This window comes from Knoellia tibetensis, from assembly GCF_048606415.1.
Taxonomy (GTDB): Bacteria; Actinomycetota; Actinomycetes; order Actinomycetales; family Dermatophilaceae; genus Knoellia; species Knoellia tibetensis.
This window is the reverse complement of sequence record NZ_JBMBWF010000004.1, coordinates 214,293-229,612: the sequence shown is the minus strand read 5'-3', so window position 1 is coordinate 229,612 and position 15,320 is coordinate 214,293. Positions and strand designations below refer to the sequence as shown.

12 protein-coding genes are annotated in these 15,320 nt (G+C 71.5%); 2 read left to right on the top strand and 10 right to left on the bottom strand.

Going from position 1 to position 15,320, the window contains the following annotated elements; genetic code table 11:
* The 10 genes from ACOJV7_RS16300 to ACOJV7_RS16255 form a co-directional block, all read right to left on the bottom strand.
* A partial coding sequence (locus ACOJV7_RS16300; RefSeq protein ID WP_420191274.1) for a chaplin family protein occupies positions 1-1,169 on the bottom strand: 1,169 nt, incomplete at its 3' end.
* A gap of 98 nt (positions 1,170-1,267) precedes the next feature.
* The gene (locus ACOJV7_RS16295) at positions 1,268-2,242 is read right to left on the bottom strand and encodes a hypothetical protein (protein WP_420191273.1); all 975 of its coding nucleotides are present in this window, start codon (positions 2,240-2,242) and stop codon (positions 1,268-1,270) included.
* A gap of 194 nt (positions 2,243-2,436) precedes the next feature.
* On the bottom strand, positions 2,437-5,280 hold the full coding sequence (locus ACOJV7_RS16290) for an aconitate hydratase (protein WP_420191272.1): 2,844 nt from the start codon (positions 5,278-5,280) through the stop codon (positions 2,437-2,439).
* Positions 5,281-5,500: 220 nt separating this feature from the next.
* The gene (locus ACOJV7_RS16285; protein ID WP_420191271.1) at positions 5,501-6,499 is read right to left on the bottom strand and encodes a S1C family serine protease; all 999 of its coding nucleotides are present in this window, start codon (positions 6,497-6,499) and stop codon (positions 5,501-5,503) included.
* A gap of 25 nt (positions 6,500-6,524) precedes the next feature.
* A complete protein-coding gene (locus tag ACOJV7_RS16280; protein WP_420191270.1) occupies positions 6,525-7,472 on the bottom strand; it encodes a VWA domain-containing protein in 948 nt (315 codons plus the stop codon).
* Positions 7,472-8,419, bottom strand: a complete 948-nt coding sequence (locus ACOJV7_RS16275) for a DUF58 domain-containing protein (protein ID WP_420191269.1) — start codon at positions 8,417-8,419, stop codon at positions 7,472-7,474. Before ACOJV7_RS16275 ends, ACOJV7_RS16280 begins: the two co-directional genes overlap by 1 nt.
* Positions 8,412-9,506 (bottom strand): AAA family ATPase, encoded by a 1,095-nt coding sequence (locus ACOJV7_RS16270; protein WP_420191268.1) that lies wholly within the window; start codon positions 9,504-9,506, stop codon positions 8,412-8,414. The genes ACOJV7_RS16275 and ACOJV7_RS16270 overlap by 8 nt, the downstream gene beginning before the upstream one ends.
* Positions 9,507-9,662: 156 nt before the next feature.
* Positions 9,663-10,523 carry a hypothetical protein gene (locus ACOJV7_RS16265; protein ID WP_420191267.1) on the bottom strand — a complete coding sequence of 287 codons (861 nt, stop codon included), beginning with the start codon at positions 10,521-10,523 and terminating at the stop codon, positions 9,663-9,665.
* Entirely contained in the window at positions 10,520-11,824 is a 1,305-nt protein-coding gene (locus tag ACOJV7_RS16260) for a class I SAM-dependent RNA methyltransferase (protein ID WP_420191266.1), read from the bottom strand. Before ACOJV7_RS16260 ends, ACOJV7_RS16265 begins: the two co-directional genes overlap by 4 nt.
* A complete protein-coding gene (locus ACOJV7_RS16255) occupies positions 11,821-13,830 on the bottom strand; it encodes an APC family permease (RefSeq protein WP_420191265.1) in 2,010 nt (669 codons plus the stop codon). The genes ACOJV7_RS16260 and ACOJV7_RS16255 overlap by 4 nt, the downstream gene beginning before the upstream one ends.
* A gap of 64 nt (positions 13,831-13,894) precedes the next feature.
* Between ACOJV7_RS16255 and ACOJV7_RS16250 the strand changes: the two genes are divergently transcribed.
* Both ACOJV7_RS16250 and ACOJV7_RS16245 read left to right on the top strand, forming a co-directional pair.
* Complete coding sequence (locus ACOJV7_RS16250; RefSeq protein WP_420191264.1) at positions 13,895-14,557, top strand: potassium channel family protein; 663 nt, start codon at positions 13,895-13,897, stop codon at positions 14,555-14,557.
* A 26-nt stretch (positions 14,558-14,583) separates the two neighbouring features.
* The gene (locus ACOJV7_RS16245) at positions 14,584-15,270 is read left to right on the top strand and encodes a potassium channel family protein (protein WP_420191263.1); all 687 of its coding nucleotides are present in this window, start codon (positions 14,584-14,586) and stop codon (positions 15,268-15,270) included.
* The last annotated feature ends 50 nt before the right edge of the window (positions 15,271-15,320 follow it).

Below are 15,320 nucleotides of genomic sequence, written 5' to 3'. Positions count from 1 at the left end.
GAGACGGCGTTGCCGCCAGCCGTCACCGGAGCAGTGACCGGCAGACCGACCTGGTTGCCACCCACGGCCGAGTCCTCACCCGAGGTCTTACCGGGAGCGGTCGAACCACCCGACGTGCCACCGGTGCCGGAGGTCGCGTCACTGCCGGACGTCGACGAGTCACCGATGACCGAGACGGCGTTGCCGCCAGCCGTCACCGGGGCAGTGACCGGCAGACCGACCTGGTTGCCACCCGCGGCCGAGTCCTCACCCGAGGTCTCACCGGGTGCGGTCGAACCACCTGACGTGCCACCGATGCCGGAGGTCGCGTCACTGCCGGACGTCGACGAGTCACCGACGACAGAGACGGCGTTGCCGCCGGCCGTCACCGGGGCCGTGACCGGCAGACCGACCTGGTTGCCGCCAACTGCCGAGTCCTCACCCGAGGTCTCACCGGGAGCGGTCGAACCACCTGACGTGCCACCGGTGCCCGAGGTGGACTCTGAGCCGGACGTCGACGAGTCACCGACGACGGAGACCGCGTTGCCGCCAGCCGTCACCGGAGCCGTCACCGGCAGACCGACCTGGTTGCCGCCAACTGCCGAGTCCTCACCCGAGGTCTCACCGGGAGCGGTCGAACCGGACGTGCCACCGGCGGTCGAGGTCGCGTCACTGCCGGACGTCGACGAGTCACCGACGACAGAGACCGCGTTGCCACCAGCCGTCACCGGAACGGCGACTGGGGCGTCCGCTTGGTTGCCACCGAGCGCCGAGTCCTCACCCGACGTCGAGGACGAGGCATCGTCACCGCCACCACCGGATGACGAGTCCGCGTCCGAATTTTCCGTCCGCGAGTCCCCCACCACCGAGATGGAGTTGCCGCTGACATTCACGGGCACCGACACCGGAGCCGCGGCCTGGTTGCCACCGGCCGTGGACTCCTCACCGGACGTGGTCGACGAGGCAGCCTCACCGCCATCAGACGAGGACTCCGCGTCCGAACCCTCCGACCGCGAGTCCCCCACCACCGAGATGGAGTTGCCGCTGACGTTCACCGGCACCGACACCGGCACCACCGCCTGGTTGCCGCCGATCAGACTCTGCGACCCCGTCGTGTCGTCTGCCTGCGCTTGCGCGGAGAAGAGCACTCCGCCACCGACCACGAGGGCGATCTGGAGCCCCCGTCTCATGGATGCATGCATGGTCGTTCCTTTCGAAGTTGATGCGTGGGACGCCCGCAACCGCGGGCACTGCTCGGACGGCACCGTCGAACGGCGCCGGAGCGGCATCAACCAGGTCGGGAACCCGGGTCGGAACACGGACCCGGGGCATGACAGGACTGCTCACTCGACACAGCCAAGGGGACGAGCAGGGGCAGCTCGAACGACGACGGCGTCGGCCCGGCGTCCGGCGCGCCGGAGGAGGATGCCCCTCCCAGCGCAGGCGCAGACCCACCGGTCACCGCGAGCGGGCCCTGCGGCGCACCCGCGGGCAGCCGCTCCGCCGGTGAGGCGGCCGCACGCGCGGCCCTCATCGTGACGCCGGCAACCGCCGTGGGAGCGTGCAAAACCGTTGTAGGAGAACCAGTCACATCCGCGGCAGACTGTGCCAGAACCGTCGGTGTCGTCGGCACGCCGAGTCCGGACACCTCGGAGGCAGACGTCCCTCCAGCAGCTGCCGCGGGGCCGGACGAGCTCGCTCGCGAGCCCTCCGGCCGGACGGCGTCGAGGTCGACGTCGTCAGCGACGACCGGCACATCCGGGAGGCCCGGGAGGCCCGGGAGGTCGGGCAGCGGAGCCGGCTCGTCGAGTGGCGCCTCGGGCACGACCACGTCGACGACATCGACGACCGGGTCGACGACAGCCGCAGTGACGGGAACGACGTCCTTCACGGTGTCGGTGACGCGAGCAGTGGTGTCGGACACCGTCTTCGACGTCGTCTCGACGACGTCAACAGTCGTCCGGTCGACCGCGGCCACCGGCTTCTCGACGACCTTCTCGACCGCGGCCACCGGCTTCTCGACGGCCTTCTCGACTTGGGCGACCACCGGCGCCACCACCGGCTCGAGCTCGGCGACGGGAACGGCAGCGGACGTCGACACGACGACCTTCCCCACCGTGGGAGCCGACTCGGTCACGGAGGCGAGCAGGCCTTTGTCGTCGGCCCGGGCGGACGTCCACGAGGCGAGGATGAAAGCGATGCCCATGAAGACGGCGCAGAGCAGGAACCGGACCGGACTGACGCGCCGGGACCACCAAGTCATCGGTTCACCCCCCCACCCGAACTAGTACAGGCTTCTTGTTTACACCAAAGCGCAGGTCAGGGGCGGAAAACATCACCCGAACGGGTGGTTTTCACGGACCCGGTACGGGAAGTCTCCTGGCTCGCACACGGGAGACGCCGGTATGCCGTGGGCTCACGGCATACCGGCGTCGTCGTCTGCGACTGCGGTCGGAACTACTTCACGAGCGACCGCAGGACGTACTGGAGGATGCCGCCGTTGCGGTAGTAGTCGGCCTCCCCGGGGGTGTCGATGCGCAGGACCGCGTCGAACTCGACGGGCTCGCCGCCGTCCTTGGTCGCGACGACCTTGACGGTCTTCGGCGTGCGGCCCTCGTTGAGCTCGGTGACGCCCGTGATCGAGAACGTCTCGGTGCCGTCGAGGCCGAGCGACTCGGCGTTCTGGCCCTCCGGGAACTGCAGCGGGAGGACGCCCATGCCGATGAGGTTGGAGCGGTGGATGCGCTCGTAGCTCTCGGTGATGACGGCGCGGACGCCGAGGAGCGCGGTGCCCTTGGCGGCCCAGTCACGCGACGAGCCCGAGCCGTACTCCTTGCCGGCCAGGATGACGAGCGGGGTGCCCGCAGCCTGGTAGCTCGCCGAGGCGTCGAAGATCGTGCTCTGCTCGCCGCCCTTGGTGAAGTCGCAGGTGAACCCACCCTCGACGCCGTCGAGCAGGAGGTTCTTGAGCCGGATGTTGGCGAAGGTGCCACGGATCATGACCTCGTGGTTGCCGCGACGCGAGCCGTAGGAGTTGAAGTCCTTGCGCTCGACGCCGTGGTCCGCGAGGTACTTGCCCGCGGGGCTGTCGGTCTTGATCGCACCAGCGGGGCTGATGTGGTCGGTCGTCACCGAGTCGCCGAGCTTGGCGAGGACGCGGGCGCCCTCGATGTCCGTGACCGGCGTCGTCTCCATCTGCATGCCGTCGAAGTACGGGGGCTTGCGGACGTAGGTCGAGTCGGCGTCCCAGTCGAAGGTGTTGCCCTCCGGGGTGGGCAGGCCCTGCCAGCGCTCGTCACCGGCGAACACGTCGGCGTAGTCCTTGGTGAAGAGCTCCTGGCTGATCGCGCCGGCGATCGTCGCCTCGACGTCCGCCGGGCGCGGCCAGATGTCCTTGAGGAAGACGTCGTTGCCGTCGGTGTCCTGACCGAGCGCGTCGGTCTCGAAGTCGAAGTCCATCGTGCCGGCGAGGGCGTAGGCGATGACGAGCGGCGGCGAAGCCAGGTAGTTCATCTTCACGTCGGGGTTGATGCGCCCCTCGAAGTTGCGGTTGCCCGAGAGGACCGAGACGACGGCGAGGTCGTTGTCGTTGACCGCCTTGCTCACCTCGTCGATGATCGGGCCCGAGTTGCCGATGCACGTCGTGCAGCCGTAGCCGACGAGGTGGAAGCCGAGCTTCTCGAGATAGGGCCACATGCCGGCCTTCTCGTAGTAGCCCGTGACGACCTTGGAGCCGGGGGCCATCGACGTCTTGACCCACGGGGCGACCGTGAGCCCGCGCTCGACGGCGTTCTTGGCGAGCATCGCGGCCGCCATCATCACCGACGGGTTCGAGGTGTTGGTGCACGACGTGATCGACGCGATCGCGACGATGCCGTGGTCGACCTCGCAGGACTGGCCGTCGATGGTGAGCGGGACCCGCTTGCTCGGGCGGCCGTTGGTGAGCGGAGCCGAGTGCGTGGGCCGACCTGCCTGCTGGGACGCCTCGTTCGCGTCGTGGGACGGGGAGTCCGACGCCGGAAAGGTCTCCATGAGCTCCTCGTCGACGGCGCTCTTCTCGATGCCGTTGCCGTCCACGACGTAGTTCTTGAGGTCCGCCTGGAACTGTCCCTTGGCGCCAGAGAGCGCGATGCGGTCCTGGGGACGCTTCGGGCCGGCGATCGAGGGGACGACCGTCGAGAGGTCGAGCTCGAGGCGCTCGGAGTACCGGGCCTCCGGCTGGCCCGGTCCGGCCTGGAGCCAGAGGCCCTGCTCCTTGGCGTAGGCCTCGACGAGGGCGACCGACTCGTCGGACCGGCCGGTGAGGCGCAGGTAGTCCAGGGTCACCTCGTCGATCGGGAAGATCGCGCAGGTCGAGCCGAACTCCGGGCTCATGTTGCCGATCGTCGCGCGGTTCGCGAGCGGGACCGCGGAGACGCCCTCGCCGTAGAACTCGACGAACTTGCCGACGACACCGTGCTCACGCAACATCTCGGTGATCGTGAGGACGACGTCGGTCGCCGTCGCGCCCTGCGGGATCTCGCCCGAGAGCTTGAAGCCCACGACGCGCGGGATGAGCATCGAGACGGGCTGGCCGAGCATGGCCGCCTCGGCCTCGATGCCGCCGACGCCCCAGCCGAGCACGCCGAGGCCGTTGACCATCGTCGTGTGGCTGTCGGTGCCGACGCAGGTGTCGGGGTAGGCCACCGTGCGGCCGTCGACCTCGCGGGTCATGACCGTGCGCGCGAGGTGCTCGATGTTGACCTGGTGGACGATGCCGGTGCCCGGAGGCACGACCTTGAAGTCGTCGAACGCGGTCTGGCCCCAGCGGAGGAACTTGTAGCGCTCGTTGTTGCGCTCGTACTCGATCTCGACGTTGCGCTCGAACGCGTCGGAGCGACCGAAGACGTCGATGATCACCGAGTGGTCGATGACGAGCTCGGCCGGTGCGAGCGGGTTGATCTTCTCGGGGTTGCCACCGAGGTCGGCGACGGCCTCACGCATCGTCGCGAGGTCGACGACGCACGGGACGCCGGTGAAGTCCTGCATGATGACGCGCCCCGGCGTGAACTGGATCTCGGTGTCGGGCTGGGCGTTCTCGTCCCAGCCGCCGAGCGCGCGGATGTGGTCCGCCGTGATGTTGGCGCCGTCCTCGGTGCGCAGGAGGTTCTCGAGGAGAACCTTGAGGCTGTAGGGAAGCGTCTCGCTGCCCTCGACCGCCGACAGGCGGTAGATGTCGTAGGCCTTGTCGCCCACCTGGAGTTCGCCGTGTGCCTTGAAGCTGTCAGTGCTCGTCACGAGCCTGCTCCTTCCGCGCGTCATCGCGTGTGTCGGTCCACCTGATTTATCTTGACATCAAGATACTAGGCCGGAGGTCGTCGTGTCCAACCTTCCCACGCCGGTGCGGACGGTGGAACAGCAGCAAGCGCCGCCTCGCGCCCGGCGCGCGTCGCAGCCATCGGCATGCCGTCCACTCACCCACGCGTATGCCGTCCACTCACCCGCCGTATGCCGCCCGCTCACCAGCGCGTATGCCGTTCGCTCACCCGATGATGTCCTCGGCCACGTCGACCGCTCGGTCGATGGGGACGGCGAAGCCGATGCCGATCGAGCCGGCGGCCCGGCCGCCCACCGTCGCGATGGCGGTGTTGACGCCGACGACCTGGCCGTCGAGGCTCACGAGCGGGCCGCCGGAGTTGCCGGGGTTGATCGAGGCGTCGGTCTGGATGACCCGCTGGCTCGCTCCCGCCCCCAGGCGGGCGTCACGGTCGACCGCACTGATGATGCCGCCGGTCACCGTGCCGACGAGACCGAGCGGCGAGCCGACCGCGATGACCGGCTGACCGATCCGCAACGACCCCGACTGCCCGATCCTGGCGGGCTCGAGCCCCACGGGGTCGGTCTCGAGGATCGCGATGTCGTCCGCCTCGCTGCTCCCCATGACCCGGGCGTCGACGAGCCGGCCGTCCGCGAGCTGCAGCGTCACCGACGTCGCGTCGTCGATGACGTGGTGGTTGGTCATGACGTGTCCGCGGTCGTCGAGCACGAAGCCCGACCCGGTCGCGCTTCCGGCCCGCACCTGGACGACGCTGGGCAGGATCGCCTGGGCCGCGGCCTCCTCGGTGCCCCCGGCCGACGCCGGGGCGCGTGAGGCCGGGGGCTCGACGGCGATCCGCGACCGGGACGGCGCCTCGTCCGGACCCAGCACGAGGGCGGCCCCCGCCCCCGCGACTCCCCCGCTCAGCGCCGCTGCGAGGAGGAGGGCCGGCAACCTGGTGCCACGCCGCTCGCGGTCGACCGCGTCCTCCGTGACCTCGGGTGGTTCGGTCGGCCCGGGTCGCACCGGCGACGGCAGGGCCCGGCGAAGGAAGTCCGGCCCGGCCGGCTCCCCCAGACCGCGCCAGCCGTCCGAAGGCGCCGACGCCGCATGGGGCGCCGCATACGGGGAGGAGTACGGCGGCAAGGCCTCGGGCGACGGGGGCGGAGGAGGGTCCCACCGTTCGGGTGGAGGTGTCGTCGGCGGGTGCGTCATCGCTGCCATCGCCTCTCTGTGGCTCGAGGACCGCTCACGGGAGCCGCGCGAACCAACGCAGCGACATGGCACCGGCGGCCAGGCCGAGGAGGAAGCCGGCGGCCGACAGGTAGGGCGTGATCTCGCGGGACTCGGTGCGCCACCCGATAGAGGACCCGATGTCGTCGTAGACCTCGGCCAGCTCGTCCCCGCTCTCCGCGGTGTAGGCCTGCCCTCCCGTGTCCTCGGCGAGCCCGGCCAGGGCCTCGACATCGACGGGCACGGGCACGATGTTGCCCTGGATCTCGACCGTCCCGTCCTGGGTCCCGTAGGCGATCGTCGACACCGGCACCGCTGCCTCCATGGCCGCGATGGCGGCCTCGTCGGGGCTGCGTCCGGTGGTGTTCGTGCCGTCGGACAGGAGGACGATCCGGGCCGGGACGTCGACGTCCTCCTCGCCCCGGGCCATGGCGGCGACCTGGTCGAGCGAGGTGAAGACGGCCTCGCCGATGGCGGTGCTGTTGGCCATCGGCAGTCCTTCGAGCGCGGCGGCCACGGCCTCGTGGTCGGTGGTCGGGGTGGCGACGACGGAGGTCGCTCCCGAGAAGGTCACGAGCCCGACGTTGAAGGTCTCGGGCAGGCTCTCGATGAACGCCGCCGCAGCCTGACGGGCGGCCTCCATGCGTGAGGGCTCGACGTCGGTCGCCTGCATCGAGCGCGACACGTCGATCGCGACGATGAGGGTAGCCCGCTCGTGCGGCACGCGGACGTCGACGACGGGGCGGGCCGCAGCGAGGGCGAGGGCGCCGAGCGCCAGGACGAAGGCCGCCGCGGGAGCGTGCCGCCGCCACCCGGGTTGCTCGGGGGCCACCTTCTCGAGGAGCGGCAGGGAGGCGAAGCGGACGGCATACCTGCGTCGTCGGCGCTGGAGCACGACGTAGGTGACGGCGAGCGCGAGGAGGGGAAGGAGCAGCAGGAGCCAGAGCGGGGCGAGGAGGTCCATCAACGCACCCTCCGGTCGACCCGGCGCGTGCGGCGCCGCGACAGGATGTAGCGGGCCAGGTCCCTGACCCAGTCCGAGTCGGTGCGCACGACGACATGCCCGGCTCCGGCCGCGCGGACGGCGTCAGCGACCGCGGCGCGGTGGGCGGCGGCGAGCTCGGCGTAGCGCCGGCGGACGGTCGGGCTCGTGTGGACCTCGCGCGCCCGCCCCGACTCGGGGTCCCGGAGCACGACGAGCCCGAGGTCGGGAAGCTCGAGCTCGCGCGGGTCGAGCACCTCGATGACGACGACGTCGTGCCTCGCGGCGAGCCGGCGCAGGGCCGCCTCCCACGCGAACGGCCTCTCGTGCGCACCCTCGGGGTCGACGAAGTCGCTCACGACGACGCGCAGGCCGGGTCGCCGGTGCCGCCGTTCGAGCGCTCCGACCGCCTCCCCCAGCGTCGTCGGGTCGAGCTGGAGGTCGGCACGCGGCGCCCCCGCGACCGAGCGCAGGGTCCGGCGGGCGCTCACCCGGCCGGGCAGGGGGGCGTCCCACTCGAGGCCCTTGGGCGTCAGGTGCGCCACGCCGACGCGGTTGCCCGGGCCGTCGGTGAGGAGGCCGACGGACGCGGCGACGAGGGCGGCCACGTCGCGTTTCTCCGAGAGCGCGGTCCCGAAGTCCATGCTCGGCGTCTCGTCGACGAGCACCCACGTGTCGAGCTCGTGCTCGGCCAGCGGCCGCCAGACGTGCGGGTCCCCGGTGCGGGCGGTGACGTTCCAGTCCATCCGGCGCACGTCGTCCTCGCCCGGCCGGTAGCGGACGACTTCCTCGGGCTCCGAGCCGGCACCGAGGCGCATCCCCGAGCGATCCCCCTGGAGCAGGCCGTTGAGGCGTCGGCGCACGACGAGGTCGAGGGAGCGGAAGGCCCGGTCCCCGTCCCGCGGGAGGTCGCGCAGGGGCTCAGACATGACCGGACGGTCCCGTCCGGGCGTGGTCGTGCGGGGCCGGCGCCCGGTCGTGCTGGCCCGGCGCCACCTCGGGCACCGGGACCGCCGCGAGGACGGCACCGACGACCGACCGCGGGTCGACCCCGTCGGCGACGGCCTCGAAGGACAGCACGACACGGTGCGACATGACGTCGGTGGCGATGTCGGAGACGTCGCCCGGCAGGACGTAGTCGCGGCCGCGCAGGAGGGCGAGCGCCCGGCCCGCTGCGACGAGGCCGAGCGTCGCCCGCGGGCTGACCCCGAAGTCGACGACGCCGTCGAGGTGCCCGAGGCCGAAGCGGTGCGGCTCGCGGGTCGCGACGACGAGGGCGACGGCGTACTGCGCGACGGCGTGGTGGACGAAGACGCGGTCGGTGGCGTGCTGGAGCTCCTCGACCTGCTCCAGGTCGAGGGTGAGCTGGGCCCGCGGCGGGTCGACGCTCATCCGCTGGAGGATCGTCAGCTCCTCGACGTCGCTCGGGTAGCCGACGTCGACCTTGAGGAGGAAGCGGTCCCGCTGGGCCTCGGGAAGCTGGTAGACGCCCTCGGACTCGATGGGGTTCTGCGTCGCGAGGACGAGGAAGGGCCGCGGCAGCGGGAACGTCGTCCCGCCGATCGTCACCTGGCGCTCTGCCATCGCCTCGAGCAGGGCCGACTGCACCTTGGCCGGCGCCCGGTTGATCTCGTCGGCGAGGACGAGGTTGGCGAAGATCGGCCCGCGCTCGGTGTCGAACGCGTCGGTCGACGGCCGCCACACCCGCGTCCCGGTGATGTCGCCCGGCATGAGGTCGGGGGTGAACTGGAGCCGCGCGAAGGTCCCGCCGATCGCGTCCGCGAGCGTGCGGACGGCAAGTGTCTTGGCCACACCGGGCACTCCCTCGAGCAGGACGTGCCCGCGAGCGAGGAGGCCGACGAGCATCCGCTCGACCATCCGGTCCTGGCCGACGACGACCTTCTTGACCTCGAAGAGTGCGCGTTCGAGGTCGGCCGCACCGACGCGGCGACGCCTCTCCTGCTCGTCCGGGCCCGGGAGCGCGGGCCCCGGCAGGTGGTCGGCGTGGTCGCTCAAGGTGGTCCTCCTGGGAAGAGAGGTGCGCGAGGTGGGGGCACACGGCAGGGGCGGACTGCTCCCACCTCTCAAGAGTGCGCGACAAACCGCCACCCGGAGGTGGGAAAAGCCTGTGAAAGACCTCAGGTCGCCGAACGGCAGCGTCGACGGCCCTCGTCAGGGACGGGACCTGGTCATCCGGTAGTGCAGGCGGAGGGCCCGAGCCCGCCCCACCCGCAGCTCGTGGTCGGTGCGCAGCTCGCCGGCGTCGTCGACATGGACGACGAATCCCTCGGAGATCGGCGTGCGCGCCGCCCACGCCTGCCCGGCCGGCCCGTGCACGACGACATAGGCACCGTCGCCCCCGAACGCGCGGCTCGCCGAGGACAGCACGAGCGCCCCGTCCGGTCGGGCCTCGGGCCTCAGGAAGACCTGGACGTTGCCCTTCTCGAGCGGGAAGGTCACGTGGACGCTCGGCCGGTCGGCACCGGGAAGCGAGCGGACGGCATACGCACCGCTGAAGAGGAACTGGCCGGTCCGGCGGAGGCGGCGCAGCCACGCCGCGGCGACCTGGACCCCGTCTCCGTCGACGATGCCGACGATCTCGCTGTCGATGCCGTGGCTCACGTCGAGCGGCTGAACGGGGAGCGCGAGCTGTTGGAGGCGGCGCCCGAAGAGGTGCTCCACAAGCATCCCACCGGGCTGGAAGAGGGGCGACCAGCTCGACCAGGCGTCCATCGTCCAGCGGTCGGTGTGCTCGTAGAACTCGCGGACCCGCGCGTCGAGGCGGCCCGTGTCGAGGCCGGGTCCGTCGAGCACCGAGAGGTGGGGCACGAGCCCGCGCTCACCTCCGCGCTCGACGGTGCCGCCGACCGCTGTCGCCGCGGCGTCGAGCCACGACGGGCCGATGGCGCCGGCCTCGGCAGCGGGGGCGCGCAGCCAGGCGTGCTCGCCGTCGAGGTCGACGCGACGCCCGACGGTGCGCCAGAAGGCGCGGGTCCCTGCGTCGAGGACGCGGAAGGCCGCGTCGGCGCTCACCCCTCCGCCTGCTCGAAGATCGCGACGCACTCGACGTGGTGGGTCATCGGGAAGGCGTCGAACGCCCGCAGCGAGGTGAGCGCGTAGCCGCGCTCGAGGAGGTATGCCGTGTCCCTCGCCATCGCTGCCGGGTCGCAGGCGACGTAGGCAAGGGCCCGAGGTGACAGGGCGACGACGGCCTCGACGACGGCCCTGCCGGCGCCGGTACGCGGCGGGTCGAGGACGACGACGTCCGCCGATGGCGGCAGGTCGCTGTGCGGGCGGCGGGGTGCACCGCGTCGACGGCCCCGGCGCGACCCCGCGACGCGGCCGGTGGACTCGACGCCGAAGACGTGGTCGACCCGGCCCTGGACGTAGTGCACCCACGGGGTCCGCTCGACGTTGAGCCGGGCCTGAGCGACGGCGGTGGCGTCGGACTCGACCGCGACCACCTGACCGGTCGGTCCGACCGCCTCGGCCAGCGCGGACGCGAAGACCCCGACGCCGGCGTAGAGGTCGAGGCACCGCTCTCCCTCGCGGGGTCGCAGCCCGTCGACGACCGCGTCGACGAACGTGGCTGCCGCGCCGGGGTGGACCTGCCAGAACCCACGCGCGCTCACGTCGAAGTCGCGTGAGAGGGCCTGTGCCGCAACGGCTTCGGTCACGACCGGAGCTTCGAGCTCGTCCGAGGGGACGCGGACGACGACGGGCGGGCCCTCGGACGGCGCGACGACGTCGACGACCTTCTCCCCCACCCACGTCCCGTGCAGCACACCCGTGCCGATGACGCGCTCCCCCGCGATGAGGCAGTCGTCGACCGGCAGCACGTCGTGGCTGCGGTGCCGGCGCATGCCGGCGCGCCCGTCCCCGTCGACGGCGAACTCCGTGCGGGTCCGCCAGCGCAGGCCCTCGGTGTCGCCCGGGACCGGCTCGACGACGACCTCCCGGTCGACGTGGGCGAGCCGGCGCAGCTGCTCCTCGACGACCGCCGCCTTGAGGCGGCGCTGCTCCGGGAGGGCGACGTGCTGGAAGTCGCACCCACCGCAGAGTCCGGGGCCGGCATACGGGCAGGGAGGCGTCACGCGCTCGGGTGTGGCGCCGAGCACCTCGACGGCGTCGGCGCGAAGGAAGCGGTCGCCGGGACCGCCCTCGGTGATGCGGGCTCGCACCCGCTCGCCCGGGATCGCGTGCCGGACGAAGAGGACCCTGCCCTCGTGGCGGGCGATGACGAAGCCGCCGTGGGCGATGGGCCCGGCGTCGACCTCGACCTCGTCGCCGACGGTGAGGTCGTCAGCGAGCACGGGCTCGTGCGGCTGGCTCATCCCTCGCCGCGCCGGACGTCGCCGGCGACCGGGCCGTCGAGGCGCTCCTCCATGCCGGCCGACGAGGCGAGCTGCCACGGCACGCTCGACACCATGACGCCCGGGGTGAAGAGCAGCCGGCCCTTGAGGCGGAGCGCGCTCTGGTTGTGCAGGGCCTGCTCCCACCAGTGGCCGAGGACGTACTCGGGGATGTAGACGACGACGATGTCGCGCGGGCTGCCCGACCGGATCGACTTGACGTAGTCGACGACCGGACGCGTCACCTCGCGGTAGGGGCTGTCGAGCGCCTTGAGCGGGACCGGGATCTGGCGACGGTCCCACTCGGCCTGGAGGTTCTTGGTCTCCTCGGGCTCGACATCGACGGTGAGCGCCTCGAGGACGGAGGGCCGAGTGGCCCGCGCGTAGGCGAGCGCCCGCAGCGTCGGCTTGTGGATCTTGGAGACGAGGACGATGGCGTGCACCCGTGAGGGGAGCATCTGCTGCTTGGTGTCGGACTCCTCGACGCGCAGCTCGGCGCGCACCCGGTCGTAGTGGCGCTTGATGCGCATCATGAGGACGTAGAGGACGGCCATGGCCGCGATGGCGTAGCCCGCGCCGTGCAGGAACTTCGTCGCGAGGACGACGAGCAGGACGATGCCCGACATCCCAGCGCCGACGGCGTTGATGATCCGGCTGCGGTGCATCCGGGCGCGGACCCGGGGGTCACGCTCGACGGCGAGGTGGCGGTTCCAGTGCCGGATCATGCCGGTCTGGCTCAGCGTGAAGGAGACGAAGACGCCGACGATGTAGAGCTGGATGAGCTTGGTGACCTGCGCGTCGTACAGCGCGATGAGCGCGGCGGCAGCCCCCGCGAGGATGAGGATCCCGTTGGAGAAGGCGAGCCGGTCGCCGCGGGTGTGCAGCTGGCGTGGGAGGAACCCGTCTCGGGCGAGGATCGAGCCGAGGACGGGGAAGCCGTTGAACGCCGTGTTGGCCGCGAGGAAGAGGATGAGGCCGGTGACGACGGACACGAGCACCACGCCGGGGTGGAACCCGTCGAAGACGGCCTTGGCGACCTGGCCCATGACGGTGTCCTGGACGTAGCCGTCACCCACGGGGACGCCGTCCCGGAGCAGCTGGGTCTCGGGGTCCTCCGCGATCTTGACGTCGGTCCACCGCGCCAGGGCGATCATCGAGGCGAGCATGGTGATGGCGAGGCCACCCATGAGCAGCAGGGTGGTCGCGGCGTTGCGGCTCTTGGGCTTCTGGAACGCCGGGACTCCGTTCGAGATCGCCTCGACGCCGGTGAGGGCGGCGCAGCCCGACGAGAACGCCCGCAGCAGGAGGAACGCCATCGCGGCCGTGCCCAGCGCGCCCATGCCTGGCTCGGGGGCCAGCTCCAGGCCCGCGCTCTCGGCCTCGGGCAGCGTGCCGGCGGCCTCGCGGAAGAAGCCGACGACTGCCATGCCGATGACGGTGACCATGAAGAGATAGGTCGGAACGGCGAAGGCCTTGCCGGACTCGCGCACGCCGCGCAGATTCATCGCGGTGAGCAGGACGACGAGCGTCACCGCAGCGGCGACCTCGTGACCACGTAGGAAGGTGAAGGCCGACGCGGCGTTCTGGATCCCGGCCGAGACCGACACCGCGACGGTGAGGACGTAGTCGACGAGCAGGGCGCTGCCGACGGTGAGCCCCGCCTTGGGCCCCAGGTTGACGCTGGCGACCTCGTAGTCACCCCCGCCCGAGGGGTAGGCGTGGACGTTCTGCCGGTAGCTCATGACGACGACGGCCATGACGAGGACGACGGCGAGGGCGATCTCCCACGAGTGGGTGGCGGCGAGAGCACCTCCCGCGAGACCGAGTGTCAGGAGGATCTCGTCCGGTGCGTAGGCGACCGAGGACAGCGCGTCACTGGCGAACACGGGGAGGGCGAGGCGCTTGGGGAGGAGGGTCTCGCCCAAGCGGTCCGAGCGCATGGCCCGGCCGAGGATGACGCGTTTGACCACGCGACCAGATGAAGTCACGGGCGCCACTCTATGCACCCGCGAGGCTGCTCGCGTCACGCACGAGCCGGTGTAGCGTCGGAGCGTGCATTTCGTCATCATGGGCTGCGGCCGCGTCGGTGCGTCACTGGCCAGGGCCCTCGAACGGGCCGGCCACGAGGTCGCCATCATCGACCAGGACGAGACGGCGTTCCGCAGGCTCGGCGCCTCCTTCGAGGGTCGTCGCGTCGTGGGGGTCGGCTTCGACCGGGACACGCTGCGTCAGGCCGGCATCGCCGACGCCTACGCCTTCGCGGCGGTGTCGAGCGGTGACAACTCCAACATCCTCGCCGCCCGGGTCGCGCGCGAGAAGTTCGGCGTCGAGAACGTCGTCGCCCGCATCTACGACCCCGGCCGCGCCGAGATCTACCAGCGTCTCGGCATCCCCACCGTCGCCACGGTGAAGTGGACGAGCGACCAGGTCCTGCGCCGCCTTCTCCCCCAGGGCCACGTCCCCGAGTACACCGACCCCAGCGGCCGGATCGTCATCGCCGAGATGCCCGTCAACCCCGCGTGGGTGGGCCGCCGGCTCTTCGACCTCGAGACGGCCGTCGGCGGTCGCGTCGCCTACCTGAGCCGGCTCGGCGAGGGGATGCTCCCGACCACCGACACCGTCTACCAGGACGGCGACCTCGTCCACTTCTCGCTCGACCGCGCCCGCCTCGCCGAGGCCGAGCGCACCCTCGACGCCGCTCCCCCGGCGCACTGACCCTCCCGACACCCAAGGACCAGCACATGCGCGTCGTCATCGCCGGGGCCGGGAGCGTGGGCCGCTCCATCGCCCGCGAGCTCATCCGCAACGGCCACCAGCTCCTCCTCATCGACCGCGAGGCCGACGGTGAGCGCGTCGCCAAGGTCCCCGACGCGGCATGGCTCCAGGCCGACGCCTGCGAGCTCTCCGCCCTCACCGAGGCAGGGGTCGCCGACTGCGACGTCGTCGTCGCCGCCACAGGCGACGACAAGGCCAACCTCGTCGTCTCGTTGCTCGCCAAGACCGAGTTCGGCGTCCCGCGCACCGTCGCCCGCGTCAACAACCCCAAGAACGAGTGGATGTTCGACGAGGCCTGGGGCGTCGACGTCGCCGTCTCTACCCCGCGGCTCATGACCGCCCTCATCGAGGAGGCCGTCTCCGTCGGCGACCTCGTCCGGATCTTCGAGTTCCAGCAGGGTCACGCCGCGATGGTCGAGATGACGCTGCCGGCCGGGAGCCCGTATGCCGGCACGCGAGTCGGCGACATCGCCTTCCCTCCCGACACCGTCCTCACGGGCATCATCCGCGGTGGCCACCCCATCGCGCCGAGCCGCGACGACGCCCTCGAGCCGCTCGACGAGCTGCTCTTCATCACGACGACCGAGGGCGAGTCCGACCTCGAGTCCATGCTCAGCCCCGGCACTCGCCAGAAGCGCGAGATCGACGACTGACGCAAGACGACCACCCGGCATACGGGCGGTCAGTCTGCCGACTGATTGCG